The sequence below is a fragment of the Kribbella endophytica genome (assembly GCF_054781295.1).
Map to the genome: position 1 here is coordinate 1931310 of NZ_BAAGUR010000001.1, position 17696 is coordinate 1949005.

Sequence of the window (17696 nt, forward strand, 5' to 3'; positions counted from 1 at the left end):
CCACTTCCCAGTTCACCTGTTTCGGCGTTTGTCCTCGTACAGCCGGCTGTCGGCCAGGGGGACGAGCCGGTCCACCGGGACTCCTTCAGCGGTCGCGGCGTACCCGATGCTCAGGCCGAGCTCGGCCAGCCAGGGCTTCGCCGTCCCCGCCGCGATTCCGGCCACCGCCGCCCGGATCCGCTCGGCCAGCTGGTACCCGCCCTTCGCGTCCGGCTGGTCCAGCACCACGAAGAACTCGTCGCCGCCCGATCGAATCACGGCGTCGGTCGACCGGGCCTGTTCTACCAGCAGGTTTGCCACAACCTGCAGCAATTCGTCCCCGCAGGCGTGCCCGAAGGTGTCGTTGACGATCTTCAGCCGGTCCACGTCAATGGCCAGCAGGGTGACCGCGCGCTGCGAGTCGCGGGCCGCGGTCAGCCGTTCGTCCATCGCGCGGCGATTACCGATCCCGGTCAGTGGGTCCTGCCGGGCCGCGTGCCACTCGGCGTCGTGCCGCGCGGACAGGTCGTGCGCCTCCAGTGCGTACAGTACGGCGTTCAGCGCGCGCCGTCGTTCCTTCCACCACGCACGGGCCACCGAGTGCGCGTAGTTCAACCCTGCAAGGGCTCCTGGCTCACCGACGACCGCGGCCAGCTCCGACCTGACCTGCAGGACCAGCATCTGCGTCGCCGGATCGGCCAACGGGATCAGGTCGTCGACCGCCCGGGCAGCAGCGGCCTGGGCCTCCTCCAGCTCGCCCGACTGCTCCAAAGCCCTTGCCAGGTAGGCGCCGGCGATCGCCAGCCGCTCCGTCTCGCCCAGCTTGCAGATCTGGTCGCGGCACTCGGTCAGCTCCTCCACAGCGGCCGCCGGGTCGTCGACGGTCTGCGCGGCGGCCAGCCAGATCCGGGCGCTCACCCGCCAGTACTCCTGGTTCTCGTCGTCGACGAGGACCCGCGTGGCATCCCTTGCCCAGTAGGCCGCCGACGCGAGTCGCTCCCAGATCTCCTGCTGGTACGACGGATCGCCGAGCCGCTCCAGCTCGTGCGACCAGCGCAGGTAGGTCTCGGCCAGGTTCAGCCGGTCGATCGCGGCCGACTCGGCCAGCTCGAACACGTCGGTGTCGGTCTGGGTCGCGGCCTCGTAGTGCGGGATGCACAGCTCGAACAGCCGCAGTACGTCGTACGCGTAGCCGAGGCCGGTGTGCGCCCAGGCGGCGAGCCCGGCGTCCGTCGTACGGCTGAGTGCTGCTTCGGCCGCGACCAGATCGGCGACGGTGTCGCCGCCGCGGCCGCTGCGGGCGAGGTTGATGATCCTGATCGGGAAGGCGTTGGCCTCCCAGCCCGGCTCGTCGATCGCGCGGGCCACGTCCAGGCAGGCGTCGACCGCCGCCAGGGCCTCGTCGGCGTCGCTGGCGTGGTGGGCGGTGACGCCGCGCACGTACTCCGCGGCCGCGAGCGCGTAGCTGGGCTCCGGACCGAGCTCGGTCCGGATCGCCTCGATCTCGACGGCCGCGGCATGGTGACCACCGGACTGTGCCAGTGTCATCGCCGCCGCGATCCGGGCTGTGTGTGGACCCCCGTCCATCCCCATGGTGCTGCAGGCCCTCCTGGTCTGGACCAGCTCGCAGGGTCGAGCCGGACCGCCCATTGTGGTCCTGAGTGACCGCGCTGTCACGGGGTCAGCCGATTACCCGCCCCTGACTTGACGGAGTCTTACGAATCCGTTGCGTCACTAGGGAAAGTGAAACGTTCAGCCGGCCGCTTGACGGCTGCCGGCGGTCGCGTGCAGCTGGACCGGCAGCGACTCGACGCCGTACACGATCGAGAAGTCGCGGAACCGCAGCTGCTCCTCGGCGACCGCGAGCGACAGGTCGGGGAAGCGGTGGGCCAGCGCGCTGAACGCGGCCCGCAGCTCCATCCGGGCCAGCTCGGCGCCGACGCAGCGGTGCATGCCGTGCCCGAACGCGAGGTGCGCGGCCGGCACCCGCTCGGGCCAGAAGGTCTCGGCGTTCGGGCCGAAGATCTCCTTGTCCCGGTCGGCGCCCGACAGCGACACCGCGACCAGGTCGCCCTTCTTCACCTGGTGACCGAACAGCTCCTGGTCGTGCTTCGCGAACCGCGGGAAAGCGACCTGTACGACGGTCAGGTAGCGCAGCAGCTCCTCGACGATCGCGTCGACCGCGCCCGGCTCGTTCCGGATCCGGGCGAAGTTCTCCGGGTCGCGCAGCAGCACCAGCGTGCCGAGCGCGAGCATGCTGGCCGAGGTCTCGTAGCCGCCGAGGAAGACGCCGTCGGCCAGGCCGCCGAGCTCGATGTCGTCGATGGTGTCGCCCTGCTCGCGGATGATCGAGCCGATCAGGCCGTCGCCGGGGTTCTTGCGCTGCTTGCGGACGATCTCGAACAGGAAGTCGCGCGACTCGCTCGCCGAGCCGAAGACCCCGATGCCGCCGCCGGACAGGTCGAACCGGGCCGGGCCGAGCGCGCGGAACCGGTCGCGGTCGTCCTCCTCGACGCCGAGCAGGTCGGCGATCAGCAGGAACGGCACGTTGAAGGCGAAGTCCGCGACGATGTCGGCGACCGGGCCCTTGGCCTCCATCAGGTCGAGCTGGTCGTTGACGATCTTCTCGATCGCCGGTTCCAGCCGGGCCAGCCGGCGCTTGGTGAACTCCGGGGTGAGCAGCTTGCGCAGCCGGGTGTGGTCCGGCGGGTCGGTGAAGCCCAGGCCGCCGATGCCCTCGGACGGCTTGTTCGGGTCCGACGCGATCAGCGGGCGGATGTCGTTGCTGAAGTTGGTGCTGTCGGCCAGCACGGCCTTGGCCTCGGCGTACCCGCTGACCATGAACACGTTCATGCCGAACAGGTGGGCCAGCTTGTGCACCGGCTCGGTCTCGCGGATCCGTTCCATCTCCGGCACCGGGTCGAGACCCTCGCGGCGCAGCGGCATCGACACCTGACGGGGGAACATCTTCATCTTCGACAGGTCCAGACCACCTCTACGGCTGGTCCTGCTCAGCAACCGGCTGCCGACCCATTTCTTCAGGTATGTCGCAACCATGACTCCCACGCGCCCTCTCTGGAACAGCTGCCCGCCAACGACTCTGTCTGCTTCGAAAGTAGTCGTCGCGCGGACCAGAACTGATGGTGTTGGCACCACTTGGATGGTGGCGTTGGCACCACCATGGGAGGGGGCCACGGCCGTGCCAGCACGAAGCGTGTCATGCCGGAGGGCCCTGTTGCCACCGGAACCCACCTGTTGTTCCCCCTTACTGAGGGGCAGGTGGGTTCCGGGGGTGGTCTCAGGGAAAGTCCAGCCGAAAGACGGATGCGCTCGGGGGCGTTGCCCCTTCGGTCAGGAGTCCTTGCAGGTCAGCCGCGCATCGGCCCAGTCGGCGTGGTCGCTGGTGACACCGTCACCGGCATCGGTCACCTGCAGTGTCAGGTTCTCGCCGCCGGTGACGTCGACGGAGACCGGCACGGTCGGGGAGTTCCCGGTGAGCAGATCGGATGTGTACTTCACCACACCGTCGACGGCGACCTTGAAGCTCACCTTGCCACGGTCCTCCATCTCGTCGTCGACCCCGACCTGCGCGGTGAACGTGCTGCAGTTGCCGCCGAGCCGGACGCTGACCGAGCTCGGCGCGTGCGTACCGATGCCCTTTGCATACTGCGTCCCGGCCAGGGTGAGCGGTCCGCCGTCGCCGGCACCGTCCTCTCCGTTGCTCTTGTCGCGTTCGACCGGACCCCAGCCGTTGGCCGAGTCGGCCCACTCCAGGTCGCTGACCCACGGCTGACCGGTCGGTGCCGGAGGCAAAGGCTTGTCCGCGAGGGTGGCCGCGAAGAAGCCGAGACCACCACCGGGCAGCTTGATCGCCTTGACGGTCTTGCCCGCGGTCAGCGGTACGGCGGTGTAGAAGACCCGGTAGTCGGTGGTCGTGTTCGCCAGACCGCTCGCGGTGTAGCGGCCCTTCACCGACACTGCTTCCTTGGCACCACCGGTGGTGGGGTCCTGGCAGCACCAGTTCGGCAGTTGCAGTGGTGCCTGCGACTCGGTGCCGTCGGTGTAGATGACGGTGACGTTGCCCTTGGCATTCAAGCTGGCGCCCGCACCGAGCAGGGCCAGGTGCGAACCGCTGCCGGTGACGAGGATCGGCGCCGACTGGTTCTTCACCAGGTTGGCCGTACCGGGAGCTCCGGTCGGCCAGGTGAACTCGGCGCCCTGGACGGTGACCTTGGCGCCCGGGGTGTAGCCGGCGGTGGCGAGTGCTTCACCGTTGAAGCTGTTGCCGGAGCCGTCGAAGTTGCCCTGGGCATAGGTGTTCGCGTCCGTCACGCCGACCACGTTCGCTGCCTGGGACAACGACGCGTACGGCAGCTGGGCGGTCGCGACCGTGCTGTTCGTGTACGTCGCACTGCCCACCTTGTACGTCGCGTCGAGCCGCAGCGTGAACGCGGCGGGTTTCACCGACGCGGCCGGCGTCACCTGGAGCTTGGTGGTGACGGTCTTGCCCGGGTCGACCTTGGCGAACGTGCTGCTCCCGGTGGCGGTCCAGCCGGCCGGGAGGTTCGGGGCCAGCCGGACGTCGCGCATGGTCGTCGTACCCGCGTTCTTGAAGGTGGCCGTGACCTCGGTGGCCTGGCCGGGGGCGTTCCAGAGCGACGGGCTGCTGAGCTCCGGCGTACCGAACGTGTCCGTGACGGTCTTGCCACCACCGACCGAGGTGGTCTGCGACAACCGGACCGTGGCGGACTTGCTGGTGGAGATCGCGGTGGTCTTCACCAGTACGACGCCGTTCTCGTAGTACCAGCCGGAGGAGGCCGCGAGGTAGGCGTTCTTGCTGACCAGCTTGGTGAGCTTGCGGTTGTCGAGCGTCACGTCGCGCGGCGCGGTGCCGGTGTGGACGGTCAGCTCGTACGGACGGGTGCTCGGCTTGCCGGCGTACGAGCCGCGGCTCTCACCGATCTTCACCGTCACGTCGCCGCGACCGGTGGTCGGTGCGTCGACCTCCAGCTGCTGGTTGGCGGACTTGTTCTCCTTGTAGTTGCGGGTGACGCGGTCGTCCTCGTACAGGTTGAACGACGACTTGCCCTCGGGGTAGACGTCGACCGTCAGGCGATCGCCGAAGCCCTGCTCGGTGGCGGTGTTGATGCCGCTCTTCCACATCGGTACGACGGCGCCCGCCTTGGCGAACAGCGGCAGCGTGTCGAGCGGAGCGTGGTAGCCGTTGACCGTGGTCGGGCCCTGGTAGACCTTGCCGGTCCAGTAGTCGATCCAGCGGCCCTTGGGCAGGTAGATGCCGCTCTTCACCTCGTCGGCGGTCCAGCTCGGCGCGACCAGGAACTCCTTGCCGGCCAGGAACTCGTACTTGGCCGCGTCGCCCCAGGTGTTCGGGTCGTTCGGGTACTCCAGCACCAGCGACCGGTTCAGCGGAGCGCCGGTGCGGTGCGCCTCGGCGGCGTACGAGTAGAAGTAGGGCAGCAGCCGCTCGCGCAGCTTCAGGTACTTGCGGTTGATGGCCGTGTACGGCTCGCCGTACGCCCAGGGCTGCTTGTACGCCGGAGTGGCCCAGCCGGACATCGTCATCAGCGCCGGTGTGAACGCCTTCCACTGCAGGTCCCGCACGTAGCTGGTGGGGGAGCCGCCGAAGATGCCGTCGATGTCGCCGGCGCTGTAGGCGATGCCGGAGTTGCCGGAGCCGGTGATCGCGGGGATCTGCCACTTGATCGCGTCCAGCGAGCCGCTGTGGTCACCGGTCCACTGCACCGCGCAGCGCTGCGCTCCGGCCCAGCCCTCCACCATCCAGGCGAAGCCGCGGGCGTTGCTGTACTGCTCGATGCCGTCGTGCGCGGTGTCGCAGGCGCTCAGCGCGTACCGGTAGCCCGGGCCGACCCAGGCGACGTCCAGCTTGCGCACCCGGACCCCCGCCTCGCCGACCTCGGCCGGCTGGCGGTCCAGCGAGGACTGCGTCCACAGGCCCATCTGGATGCCGCGCTTGTTCAGCTCCTCACCGGTCTGCTTCAGCGGAGCGATCTCCCGCTTGCCCCACCAGGTGCCGTCGACCTGCTCGGACTCGGTGTTGTCGGAGTAGCCGCAGCCGTAGTCGTCGTTGACCAGCATCCAGCCGCCGGGCATGTCCTCGTCGCGGAACTTCTGGGCCACCTTCACCGCGTCCAGCGTGGTGGTCTTGACCGGGTGGACCTTCCAGTCGTTGCTGGTGTCCGGGTCGGTCGCGTAGTGGCCGCGGTTGTAGCAGTCGGAGTCGCCGTACTCGAGCCCGTAGACCGGTGGCATGAACGGCCGGCCTGTCAGCTCGGTGTAGCGGTCCAGCGAGGTCTTGAGGTCGCCGACGAAGTAGTACGCGTCGAAACGCTTCTCGTCGTGCTTGGTGACCACCGGGTCGGTGAACGCGTAGCTGCCGGGGCTGAAGGTGTTGCGCAGTACGCCGTACCCGGCGGTGCTCATGTAGTACGGCGACGCGTTCGGGTTGCCGCCGTCCTCCCAGTTGAAGTCGCGGGAGACGGTGACGGTCTGGTCGCGGTGCGAGAAGCGTCCGTTCTGCATGCCGCCGCCGAAGAACTGCTCACTGGCGCCACGGCTCAGGGACTGGCTGGCGTCGGTGTCGGTCCAGGACAGCGGAGCGGTCTCGGACCAGACCTGCTGGCCGTTGCTGCGGTAGAGGGAGAAGCGCAGCGGGGACTTGTTCGCGCGTACCTCGATCTTGCCGGTGGTCAGCGAGTAGTAGCTGCCACGGTCGCGCCAACTGGTCTTCGGCGTGGCGTAGTCGGTCTTGGCGACGATGTTCGACGCCGGGGCGGCCGGGTCGGTCGGCGGGGTGTTGGCCGGGTCGGTGAACTCGCCGTCCGGCGCGAGCCAGAGGCGGAACACGTCGTCCTTGACGAAGACGACGCGGACCTTCGCCGTACCGGCGGTCAGGGTGTACGTCGCGTTGTCGGCGGCGAAGGCGGTGACCTTGCCCAGAGAGGTGCCGGCGGCCTGGGTGGCGGCCGCCGACGTGCTGACCAGGGCTCCCGCCACCAAGGCCAAACAGGTCGTTGTCAGCAAAGCTGAACGTTTAAGGTTACGAAAGATGCTCAAGACGGCCTCACTTCAAGCAACTATGAACAGTTTTGCCATTGATAACTGATCGGAGGCGCGCTGTCACTAGCTCGGCTGTCATGAAGTTGAGACGGGTCCTCCATCGGACGGTGGATCCCCGGTGACAGTGCGTGAGGCGACGATGTTGCGCATGGCGAACTGTCGAAGGATCAACCAGGCGCTGGTCGGCGTACTGGCTGTTGCCCTGCTGTCCACGCCGCTGACCGCCCACGCGGACCCGGAGCCGCAGGACCCCGACTACACGCCGGTCACCTTCGACCTGCCCGAGCCGACCGGTCGCTACGACCTGGGCACCACCGAGCTGCACCTGGTCGACAACGCCCGGGCCGACTCGACCGCGCCCAGCGGCAAGCGGGAGCTGATGGTCAGCGTCTGGTACCCGGCCTCCGGGATCGGCCGGGAGGCTCCGGTCGCCAAGTACATGCCGCAGAAGACCGCCGAGTACGTCGGACGCCAGTGGTCCGAGGCGTTCTGGCTGCCGGGCACCGTGCTCGACTTCGCCAACACCGACACGCACGCCCGCGTCGGCGTACCGGTCCGGACCGGCAAGCACCCGGTCGTCGTGTTCTCGCCGGGGTACCCGTTCAGCCGGTTCCTCAACACGCAGCAGGCCGAGGACCTGGCCAGCCGGGGCTACATCGTGGTCAGCATGGACCACACCGGTGAGACGCCGGTCCAGTTCCCCGACGGACGGTTCGTTCCCGGCCACGACCCGGACCAGGCGCCGACCGCCGAACTCATCCACGACGTGGTCGACACGCGGACCGCCGACACGCGTTTTGTCCTGAACCAGCTCGAGCAGCTCAACGCCGGCCGGAACCCGGAAGCCGAGCAGCGCAAGCTGCCGTTCGGGCTGCGCAACGGGCTCGACCTTCGGCGTACGGGCATGTTCGGGTACTCGCTCGGCGGCTACACGGCCGCGAACACGATGCTGCAGGACCGGCGTGTGCTGGCCGGGGCGAACCTCGACGGCACGCTGTCGGACAGCAAGGACGACCACCTGGTCGGCGACGTCGCGCGCAAGGGACTGAAGCGGCCGTTCCTGCTCTTCGGCTCCGACACCAGCCAGCGGCTCGACCCGAAGGCACCGAACTACGACGCGTCGTGGGCGGCGTTCTGGAAGTCCCAGCAGGGCTGGAAGCTGAACCTGCAGCTGAAGGGATCGGAGCACTTCGCGTTCTGCGACTTCCGCTTCGTCTTCGCCCAGCTCTTCCACCACGTGTACGGCGACGACGAGCTGATCCCGATCGCTGTCGGCAAGCTGGTCGGCAAGGGCGACGAGACCCAGGCCGTCACCGCCCAGCGCGACTACCTGGCCGCCTTCTTCGACCAGACGCTCCGTGGCCGCCCCCAGTCGCTGCTGCGGAAAGAGTCGGGCAAGTTCCCCGCGATCGGTTTCGTCCGCTGAGCAATCGCGGTCTCGGCATCCGGGACCGTGCGGGTGCGCGCCTCACGTGCGGGCGAAGTACGAGGTGAGCCGCGGGCCCGGCACGGCGGCTTTCCCGTGCTTTCCGTCACCCGAATGCGGCTCGTGGCGGCGCGACCGGTTACCGTGCGTTGAGAAATGCGTTGCTGTCGGCCGTACTCTGTCTTCGGGCAGGGTCGGTGCTCGGGGTGGTGCTCACGGGGAATGAGCAGTCCGGCCGCAGACGTTGGTTGGGCGTACGGGCCGTAAACAGCAAGGAGCGCAGTGGCAGGGGCAGCAGGGACCAAGACATCGTCCGGAACCGCGGTACCGGGGACCGGGCGCCGACTGGTGATCGTCGAGTCGCCGAAGAAGGCGCGGATGATCGCCGGTTTCCTGGGTGCCGGGTACGTGGTGGAGTCCAGCTTCGGCCACATCCGGGACCTCCCGAAGGGGGCCGACGAGATCCCCGCCAAGTACAAGGGCCTCCCGTGGGCCCGGCTCGGCGTCAACATCGACGACCACTTCGACCCGCTGTACGTCGTACCGGCCGACAAGAAGGCGCAGATCCGCAAGCTCAAGGACCTGCTGAAGGACGCCGACGAGCTCTACCTGGCCACAGATGAGGACCGCGAGGGCGAGGCCATCGCGTGGCACCTGCTGGACGAGCTGAAGCCGAAGATCCCGGTCAAGCGGATGGTCTTCCACGAGATCACGCCGAAGGCGATCCAGGACGCGGTCGGCAGCGCGCGGCAGATCAACGACGCGCTGGTCGACGCCCAGGAGGCCCGGCGGATCCTCGACCGGCTCTACGGCTACGAGGTCTCCCCGGTGCTGTGGAAGAAGGTCATGCCGAAGCTGTCGGCGGGCCGGGTGCAGTCGGTCGCCGTGCGGATGGTGGTCGACCGCGAACGCGAGCGGATCGCGTTCCGCAGCGCGTCGTACTGGGACCTGGACGCCACGCTGGACGCCGGCGAGGGCAAGACGCCCCGGCTGTTCCCGTCGCGGCTGGTCTCGGTGAACAGCCAGCGGATCGCTCAGGGCCGTGACTTCGCCTCGACCGGTGAGCTCAAGGGCCAGAACACGGTCCACCTGGACGAGTCGACCGCGACCGCCCTGGCCGCGGCGCTGCAGAGTTCGCAGTTCACGGTCCGCTCGATCGAGTCCAAGCCGTACACCCGCAAGCCGTACGCGCCGTTCCGGACCACCACGCTGCAGCAGGAGGCCGGGCGCAAGCTCAACATGTCCGCCTCGCAGACGATGCAGATCGCGCAGCGGCTGTACGAGAACGGCAACATCACCTATATGCGTACCGACAGTGTCACGCTGTCGGACACCGCGATCACCGCCGCCCGGGCCCAGGTCCGCGAGCTGTACGGCGCGTCGTACCTGCCGGACAAGCCGCGGGTCTACACCTCCAAGGTGAAGAACGCCCAGGAGGCGCACGAGGCGATCCGGCCGGCCGGGGAGCAGTTCCAGACCCCGGCGCAGACCGGGCTGTCCGGTGCGGAGTTCCGGCTGTACGAGCTGATCTGGATGCGCACGATCGCGTCCCAGATGAAGGACGCGGCCGGGAACAGCGTCTCGATCAAGATCGACGCCAAGGCCTCGACCGGGGAGAACTGCGAGTTCACCTCGTCCGGCCGGGTGATCACCTTCCACGGCTTCCTGAAGGCGTACGTCGAGGGCGCGGACGACCCGTCGCACGAGACCGACGACCGGGAGACCCAGATCCCCGACGTGGCGCAGGGCGACGTCCTGCCGGCCACCGAGGTGATCGCCTCCGGGCACGAGACCAAGCCGCCGTCGCGCTTCACCGAGGCGACGCTGATCGCCCAGCTGGAAGAGCGCGAGATCGGCCGCCCGTCGACGTACGCGTCGATCCTGGGCACGATCCAGGCTCGCGGCTACGTCTACAAGAAGGGCAACGCGCTGGTTCCGGCGTGGCTGGCCTTCGCCGTGGTCCGGCTGCTGGAGGAGCACTTCACCCGCCTGGTCGACTACGCGTTCACCGCCTCGATGGAGGACGTGCTGGACGACGTCGCCGCCGGGAACCTGCAGCGCGAGGGTGTGCTCGGCCGGTTCTACTTCGGCGACGACGACCTCGAGGGCCTGCAGTCGATGGTCAGCGACCTTGGCGACATCGACGCCCGGGAGATGTCCACCTTCCCGGTCGGCCCGCCGGACAGCGGCATCGTCGTCCGCGTCGGCCGCTACGGCCCGTACGTCGAGGGCCCGGACGAGACCCGCGCGAACGTGCCGGAGGACCTGCCGCCGGACGAGCTCACGGTCGACAAGGCCAAGGAGCTGCTCAGCCAGCCGTCGGGTGTCGAGATCGAGCTCGGCGCCGTGCCGGACAGTGGGCTGCAGGTGGTCGCGAAGGCCGGCCGCTTCGGTCCGTACGTGACCGAGGTGCTGCCCGAGGACGCGCCGAAGAGCGCCAAGCCGCGGACCGGTTCGCTGCTGAAGTCGATGACGCTGGACACCGTCACGCTGGACGACGCGCTCAAGCTGCTGTCGCTGCCGCGCGTGGTCGGCAAGGACCCGGAGTCCGGTGACGAGATCACCGCGCAGAACGGCCGCTACGGCCCGTACCTGAAGAAGGGCACGGACTCGCGGTCGCTGCAGACCGAGGACCAGATCTTCGACATCACCCTCGACGAGGCGCTGAAGATCTACGCCGAGCCGAAGCAGCGTGGCCGCCGTGCCGCGGCGCCGCCGCTGAAGGAGCTCGGGGAGGACCCGGAGTCCGGTCAGCCGATCGTGGTGAAGGAGGGCCGCTTCGGCCCGTACGTCACCGACGGGGAGACCAACGCGACGCTGCGCAAGGACGACGCGGTCGACAGCATCTCGCTGCTGCGGGCGGCCGAGCTGCTGGCCGACAAGCGGGCCCGTGGTCCGGTGAAGAAGACGGCCAAGAAGTCGCCGGCGAAGAAGACCACGGCCAAGAAGACGACCGCGAAGAAGGCGGCCGCCAAGAAGTCCACGACCAAGAAGGCGGCGGCGAAGAAGACGACCGCGAAGAAGGCCGCCGCGAAGAAGTCCTGAGAGACTGGACCATGGCGCCGATCCGGAAAGACACTGCTCCGCAAGGGCCGGCCGAGGTCACCGCGCAGCGGCTGCGGGAACGCGGCGAGCGGGTGACCCCGGCGCGGCTCGCGGTCGTCGAGGTGCTCGCGAACACCGACGAGCACCTCAGCGCGGAGCAGATCGGCGAGCGGGCCGAGGAGCTGCGGCCGGGGATCCACCGGGCGACCGTCTACCGGGCGCTCGACGCGCTCGGTGAGTTCGGGCTGGTCACGCACGTCCATCTCGGTCGCGCCGGTACGACGTACCACCTGTCCGGCGAGCTGGCTCCGCGTCACCTGCACCTGCGCTGCTCCGAGTGCGGCAAGGTGCTCGACGCTCCCGGCGACACGCTCGACCCGGCCCGCCGCAAGCTCCAGCGCGACCTCGGTTTCAAGCTCGCGCCGGAGCAGGTGGCCCTGGTCGGCGTCTGCGCGGACTGCTCCGGCTGAGCTCTGTCACTGACCGGTTGCGGCCGGTCTGATGTGTCCATATCTGTTCGTCGGTGTGGATTCGTGAACAGAACAGTCGTAGGCTCGTCGTCTGTGACCTACGACCACAGTTATGTCGAAGACTTCGCCCCCGCCGCCGGAGTGCTGCCCCCGCGGGCCTGGCTGGACGACGACTCCGCCCGGGTCTCGCTGACCGGCGACTGGAGCTTCCGGCTCTCGCCGAGCCTGGCGGAGGCGCCCGACGATCTGAAGGACCCCGACACCAGCGGCTGGGACACCATCAGCGTGCCGGGCCACTGGCAGCTGCAGGGCTACGGCGCCCCGGCGTACACGAACGTGGTCTACCCGTTCCCGCTCGAGCCGCCGTTCGTACCGACCGACAACCCGACCGGCGACTACGTCCGGACCGTCGAGGTGCCGGCCGACTTCGCCGGGGCGCGGGTCGTCCTGCGGTTCGAGGGCGTGGACTCGCGGTTCGCGCTGCACGTGAACGGCGAGCTCGTGGGCTGGTCGTCCGGCTCGCGGCTGCCGAGCGAGTTCGACCTGACCGACCTGGTGACGCCGGGCCAAGAGGCCCGGATCGCCGTCCGCGTGCACCAGTGGTCGACCGGCAGCTACGTCGAGGACCAGGACATGTGGTGGCTGTCCGGGATCTTCCGTGAGGTCAACCTGCTCGCGCTGAAGCCGACCGCGCCGACCGACGTGTTCGTGCACGCGTCGTACGACGGTGGCGCCGGCACGCTCAAGGTCGACTCCGACGTCGCCGGGACTGTCGTCGTACCGGAGCTCGGGCTGGAGCTGCCGACCGGCGAGGAGACCACGGTCGCGCAGGTCGAGCCGTGGAGCGCCGAGAGCCCCAAGCTGTACGACGCGGTCGTCCGCACCGACGGCGGCGAGGTCCGGATCCGGATCGGTTTCCGCACCATCGCGATCGTCGACGGCGTCTTCACCGTGAACGGCAACCGCGTCCTGTTCAACGGCGTCAACCGGCACGAGGTCCACCCCGACCGCGGCCGCGCGCTGACCGAGCAGGACATGCTCGACGACGTCCTGATCATGAAGCGGGCCGGCATCAACGCCGTCCGCACCAGCCACTACCCGCCGCACCCGCACTTCCTCGACCTGTGCGACCTGCACGGCCTGTACGTCGTCGACGAGTGCGACCTGGAGACCCACGGCTTCGGCTACGAGCCGCAGGCGCCCGACCTGCCGAACCCGGTGATGGACGAGCGCTTCAAGCCCGACCTCGAGCTGCGGATGCGCCGGATGGTCGAGCGGGACAAGAACCACCCGAGCATCGTGCTCTGGTCGCTCGGCAACGAGTGCGGCATGGGCGACAACCTCAAGGCCATGTACGCCGTGGCCAAGGAGCTCGACCCGTCGCGGCCGGTGCACTACGAGCGGGACACGCATGCGGAGTTCGTCGACATCTACTCGCAGATGTACACCTCGCCCGAGGACGTCGCGAAGATCGGCGAGGACCCCACGTCGTACCGGGGACTGCCGTTCATCCTGTGCGAGTACGGCCACGCGATGGGCAACGGGCCGGGCGGGCTGCTCGACTACCGCGAGCTGTTCGAGAAGTACCCGCGCTGCCAGGGCGGTTTCATCTGGGAGTTCATCGACCACGGGCTGCGCAAGAGCGAGGACGGGCAGGAGTTCTACGCCTACGGCGGGGACTTCGGCGAGACCATCCACGACGGCAACTTCGTCTGCGACGGGCTGCTGTTCCCGGACCGGACGCCGTCGCCGGGCATGCTCGAGTACGTCAAGGTGATCGAGCCGCTGCGGATCGTTGCCGAGGGCAATGGCGTTGCGATCGGCAACCGGTACGAGGTTCTGGACACGAGTCACCTGACGTTCCGGTACGTCGTCGAGGTCGAGGGCGAGCGGGTCGCCGGTGGCGACCTGGCGGTGCCCGCGATCGCTGCGGGCGAGACCGCGTCGGTCGAGCTGCCGGTGCAGGAGTTCGCCTCGCAGGCTGAAGCGTGGGTGACGGTGACTGCCGAGCTGACCGACGGTACGGCGTGGGCCGAGGCCGGGCACCGGGTTGCCTGGGGCCAGGTCCGGCTGGACGAGTCGGCGTCGTCGGGTGCGAAGACCACCGCGCAGACCGGCTCGTGCACCGCACCTGACGGTGTCGCCGGGGTCCACGGGATCAGTGTCGGGGCGATCCGCAACGCGCGGCTCGACGTCTGGCGCGCACCGACCGACAACGACGCCATCCCGGGCGTGGCCGAGGCGTGGCGCGAGCAGGGACTGCACCGCGTCCAGCACCGGGTTGTGTCGGCCACGACGCACCAGACGGGCTGGAAGGTCGTCACCCGTACGGCGCCGCCTGCGCTGCAGTGGGGACTCGTATCCACCTGGGTCTGGAGCCGGCTGGAGGACGGGCTGCACCTCGACCTCACCGTCAAGCCCGAGGGCCAGTTCCCGGCGACCTTGCCGCGACTGGGGATCACCTTCGAGCTGCCGAAGGTGGACGGCGTCGAGTGGTTCGGCGCCGGACCGAACGAGGCGTACGTCGACACCCGGTCGGCGGCCGCGGTCGGCAAGTACTCCGCGACCGTCGAGCAGTTGCAGACGCCGTACGTGCGTCCGCAGGAGAACGGCCATCGCATCGACACCCGCTGGGCCGTGCTGACCGGTGCGCAGGGCACGCTGCGGATCGAGGCGGCGCCGGACCTGTTCGGCCTGACGGTCCGCGACTGGACCAGTGCGGACCTGGAGAACGCCAAGCACACGATCGACGTGAAGGCCGGCGACACGACGTACGTGACGCTGGACCTCGCCCAGGCCGGGATCGGCTCCAACTCCTGCGGCCCGGCCCTGGCCGACAAGTACAAGCTGCACACCGCGCCGGCCTCGTTGTCGGTGAAGTTCAGCTGATTCCGCACTAGCAAACCGCCTCCGTCGAAGTCCAACTATTCGACGGAGGCGGAATGCGTTGGGTGGCGGGAACCGGCGGGAGCCGTGCTTGCGTCCGAGTGGTCGTGCCAACCGGCACAGACCACAAAGACCGTTCCTGGGAAGGGAAACGAGCATGGCGAAGAAGTCTGTCGAGGAGCTCAAGGCGCAGTACAAGGGCATCCAGGAGTGCCAGTCCGAGATGTCCCGGGAGGGCATCTCGTCGAAGGAGCCGGCGATGAAGCAGATGGCCAACCAGCTCGGCAAGCTCGACAAGGAGATCAAGAAGGCCGAGCGGAGCCGCTGACCCGTCCCCCGCGCTCCCGCCGTCGGCGCGACGGCGGGAGCGGACCTTCAGGAGCAGCAGATGGCTGAGCAGTACAACCTGCACTTCCCGCACCTGGGCGCCTTCGTGGCCGACTGGCTGGTCGAGGCCTACGCCCGCAAGCTCGGGCACGCCTACGTCTGGTGCCCGGAGTGGTACCAGCACTTCGAGGCGATGAGCCGGCTGGACGCGCTCTGGCGCGCCTGGGAGGCGTTGCGGCACGACGGCGACACGGGCATGTCGGTGTGGTGGCGCGACCATGCCGACCACCACATGCGGTACCTGCTCGACCCGGACGGCCCGTTCGCCGGGTGCCGGCGCGAGCACACCGAGTTCCCGACGCCGGCGCTGCCCGTGATCGACCCACCCGAGGGCCTGTTCGAGGACGAACGCCGGCTGATCGCCGTACCGGCTTAGCTCTTCTTGGTGAGCTTCCAGAGGCCCGGCAGGACCGCGCCGGCGACGGCTGCCTTGATCAGGCCGCCGACGATGAACGGGGTGAAGCCGGCGGCGATCGCCTGGCTCGCGTTCAGGTGCGCGGTGACGGCGAGCCACGGGACGCCGACGGCGAAGATGATCGCCTGGCCGGCGACGAACAGCGGCAGCGCCTTCCACAGGGCCCGGTCGAGCTGGTGCTTGGCAGCCAGGCCGATCAGGTACGCCGCGGGCAGGAAGCCGACGATGTAGCCGCCGGTCGCGCCGCTGATCACCTCGAAGCCGCCGGAGGCCTCGCTGTAGAACGGCAGGCCGATCGCGCCGAGGATCAGGTAGAGCGCCTGGCCGGCCAGCCCGCGGTGCGGGCCGAGCGCGGCAGCGGTCAGTACGACGGCCAGCGTCTGCCCGGTGATCGGGACCGGCGAGCCGGGCACGGGGATCGCGATCTGCGCCAGCGCCGCGGTGAACAGCGCGGCGGTGACGACCAGCGCGACGTCGCGGGTCCGGGACCTGCCCAGAACGTCGGCGAGTACGAGCGGCCGCTGAGCGGGCAGGGGAACGGCGGTGGTCACGAAGCCTCCACATCGGTCGGCCGCCCGGCGTACGGACGGCCCTTCTGGATCAGACCGCCTCAGTCTGCATCAGCCGGACCCCCGCACGACCACACCTGTGTCAGTGATCACCTGCCGGACGGAGGCCCGATCCGCTCCAAGGTCTGCTCGACGACTCTGATGCCGTTCCACAGGGGGTAGTAGTCGGCCGCGAGCCGGCCGGCGCACCGCAGCTGCTCGGCCAGGTACTCGGTACGAATCCGTTCGAGCCGCGGAACGACCGGGATCGCGGCCGCACCCCACTGCGCCAGGCCCTGGATCAGCTCCAGGTCGAAGACTTCGAGACCACCGTGGAAGCGGTTCAGGCCACCGTCCAGGAACTCGACCTCGGCCGGTGCCACGCGGTCGAGCCGACGCGTGATCGCAGGCAGCAGCTCGTCGGCGTACCCGCGGAGGTCGGCGATCGCCTGGCCGAGTCCGTGCAGCTCCCGCCGGTTGTCCTCGATGAGCTCGATCAGCGGCGGCAGGGCGCGCGCGTCACCCGTCCTGGCCAGCGCCAGCATGGCCTGCGCGCGCAGATGTTCGTCCTGTGCGGCCGCGGCGACGGCGAGCTTTCCGGCCACCGGCCGGGTCACGCCCGGCGGGAGCCCAGCGAGGTCACGGGCGGCGGTCCGCCGGGCGTCGGTCCCGGCCTCCGGGTCGGCCGCGATGGCGGCGACGACGTGCATCAGCTCCACGACGTCCAGGGCATCCACCGCGTCCGCGTCCGGACGATGGCAGGCGCTCAGAACCGAGCCGGCCATCGAGCCGAACCCAGGCGGTCGCCACTTCCCGGAGGTGCCGAGGACGAAGCGGAGCTCCGCCGCGAGCTCGTCGTCCAGGGCCTCCAGAACTGCCAGGTGCGCGCCGTCGCCGAACAGCTCCAGGTACGGGTCGTAGGCGGGCGCCAAGGTCGTCGCCAAGGTGTCCACCAGCGCGTCGGGCACCTCGGCCCGGACGAACCGCGCCAGACCGAGCCCGGCCCCGAACTGGTCCAGCGGCGAGCTCGAAGTGGACGCGGTTCTGGCCAGCCACGCCTCGGCGGCCTGCTCGGCGTCCGGGTCTACGGCGGTCAGCCGGGCCGCCGCGAGCAACGCACCGAGCCTGACCCGCCGGTCCCGCTCGGTCCGCAGGTGCGCTCGCAGGTGGTCGACCAGCACGCCCGCGTCGTCCCAGCACCATTCGAACACCTGTGTGACCGCCGCGCGGACCTCCGGGTCGCGGTCCGTCAGCCGGGGCAGGAGCGTCGCCAGGTCGGTGCCGGCCGCGGTGACCCGTTCGGACCAGTCGGACGGCTCGGCCCGGCCGAGACCGGCCAGCAGCTTCGTCATCCCGCGATCGGTGAACGCGCCCAGGCAGTCGAGGCCGTCGGCGTCCTGGTAGAGCTCCTGCGCGGCGTCCGGGTTCACGGCACCAGCATG

11 protein-coding genes are annotated in these 17696 nt (G+C 69.3%); 6 read left to right on the plus strand and 5 right to left on the minus strand.

Annotated elements, in window-relative coordinates:
* Positions 1–12: 12 nt before the first annotated feature.
* From ACYVIO_RS09255 to ACYVIO_RS09265, 3 genes are all read right to left on the minus strand, one after another.
* A complete protein-coding gene (locus ACYVIO_RS09255; protein WP_460650245.1) occupies positions 13–1527 on the minus strand; it encodes a GGDEF domain-containing protein in 1515 nt (504 codons plus the stop codon).
* 204 nt (positions 1528–1731) lie between these two features.
* Positions 1732–3036, minus strand: a complete 1305-nt coding sequence (locus ACYVIO_RS09260; protein WP_460650246.1) for a cytochrome P450 — start codon at positions 3034–3036, stop codon at positions 1732–1734.
* Positions 3037–3330: 294 nt separating this feature from the next.
* Positions 3331–7014 carry an NPCBM/NEW2 domain-containing protein gene (locus ACYVIO_RS09265; protein WP_460650247.1) on the minus strand — a complete coding sequence of 1228 codons (3684 nt, stop codon included), beginning with the start codon at positions 7012–7014 and terminating at the stop codon, positions 3331–3333.
* 211 nt (positions 7015–7225) lie between these two features.
* On the opposite strand from ACYVIO_RS09265, the gene ACYVIO_RS09270 reads away from it, so the two are divergent.
* The 6 genes from ACYVIO_RS09270 to ACYVIO_RS09295 all read left to right on the plus strand — a co-directional run bounded on the left by ACYVIO_RS09270 (position 7226) and on the right by ACYVIO_RS09295 (position 15667).
* Positions 7226–8503, plus strand: coding sequence for an alpha/beta hydrolase family protein (locus ACYVIO_RS09270; protein ID WP_460650248.1), 1278 nt, complete (start codon positions 7226–7228; stop codon positions 8501–8503).
* Positions 8504–8785: 282 nt separating this feature from the next.
* Positions 8786–11548, plus strand: coding sequence for a type I DNA topoisomerase (gene topA / locus ACYVIO_RS09275; RefSeq protein WP_460650249.1), 2763 nt, complete (start codon positions 8786–8788; stop codon positions 11546–11548).
* 11 nt (positions 11549–11559) lie between these two features.
* Entirely contained in the window at positions 11560–12018 is a 459-nt protein-coding gene (locus ACYVIO_RS09280) for a Fur family transcriptional regulator (protein WP_460650250.1), read from the plus strand.
* Positions 12019–12111: 93 nt separating this feature from the next.
* Positions 12112–14907 carry a glycoside hydrolase family 2 TIM barrel-domain containing protein gene (locus ACYVIO_RS09285; protein WP_460650251.1) on the plus strand — a complete coding sequence of 932 codons (2796 nt, stop codon included), beginning with the start codon at positions 12112–12114 and terminating at the stop codon, positions 14905–14907.
* 154 nt (positions 14908–15061) lie between these two features.
* On the plus strand, positions 15062–15232 hold the full coding sequence (locus ACYVIO_RS09290) for a hypothetical protein (RefSeq protein ID WP_460650252.1): 171 nt from the start codon (positions 15062–15064) through the stop codon (positions 15230–15232).
* A 60-nt stretch (positions 15233–15292) separates the two neighbouring features.
* Positions 15293–15667 (plus strand): DUF4913 domain-containing protein, encoded by a 375-nt coding sequence (locus tag ACYVIO_RS09295; protein ID WP_460650253.1) that lies wholly within the window; start codon positions 15293–15295, stop codon positions 15665–15667.
* On the opposite strand, the gene ACYVIO_RS09300 is transcribed toward ACYVIO_RS09295, so the two are convergent.
* Together ACYVIO_RS09300 and ACYVIO_RS09305 are read right to left on the minus strand one after the other, a co-directional pair.
* On the minus strand, positions 15664–16257 hold the full coding sequence (locus ACYVIO_RS09300; RefSeq protein ID WP_460650254.1) for a biotin transporter BioY: 594 nt from the start codon (positions 16255–16257) through the stop codon (positions 15664–15666). The genes ACYVIO_RS09295 and ACYVIO_RS09300 overlap by 4 nt on opposite strands.
* A 107-nt stretch (positions 16258–16364) precedes the next feature.
* Complete coding sequence (locus ACYVIO_RS09305; protein ID WP_460650255.1) at positions 16365–17684, minus strand: hypothetical protein; 1320 nt, start codon at positions 17682–17684, stop codon at positions 16365–16367.
* Positions 17685–17696 lie beyond the last annotated feature (12 nt).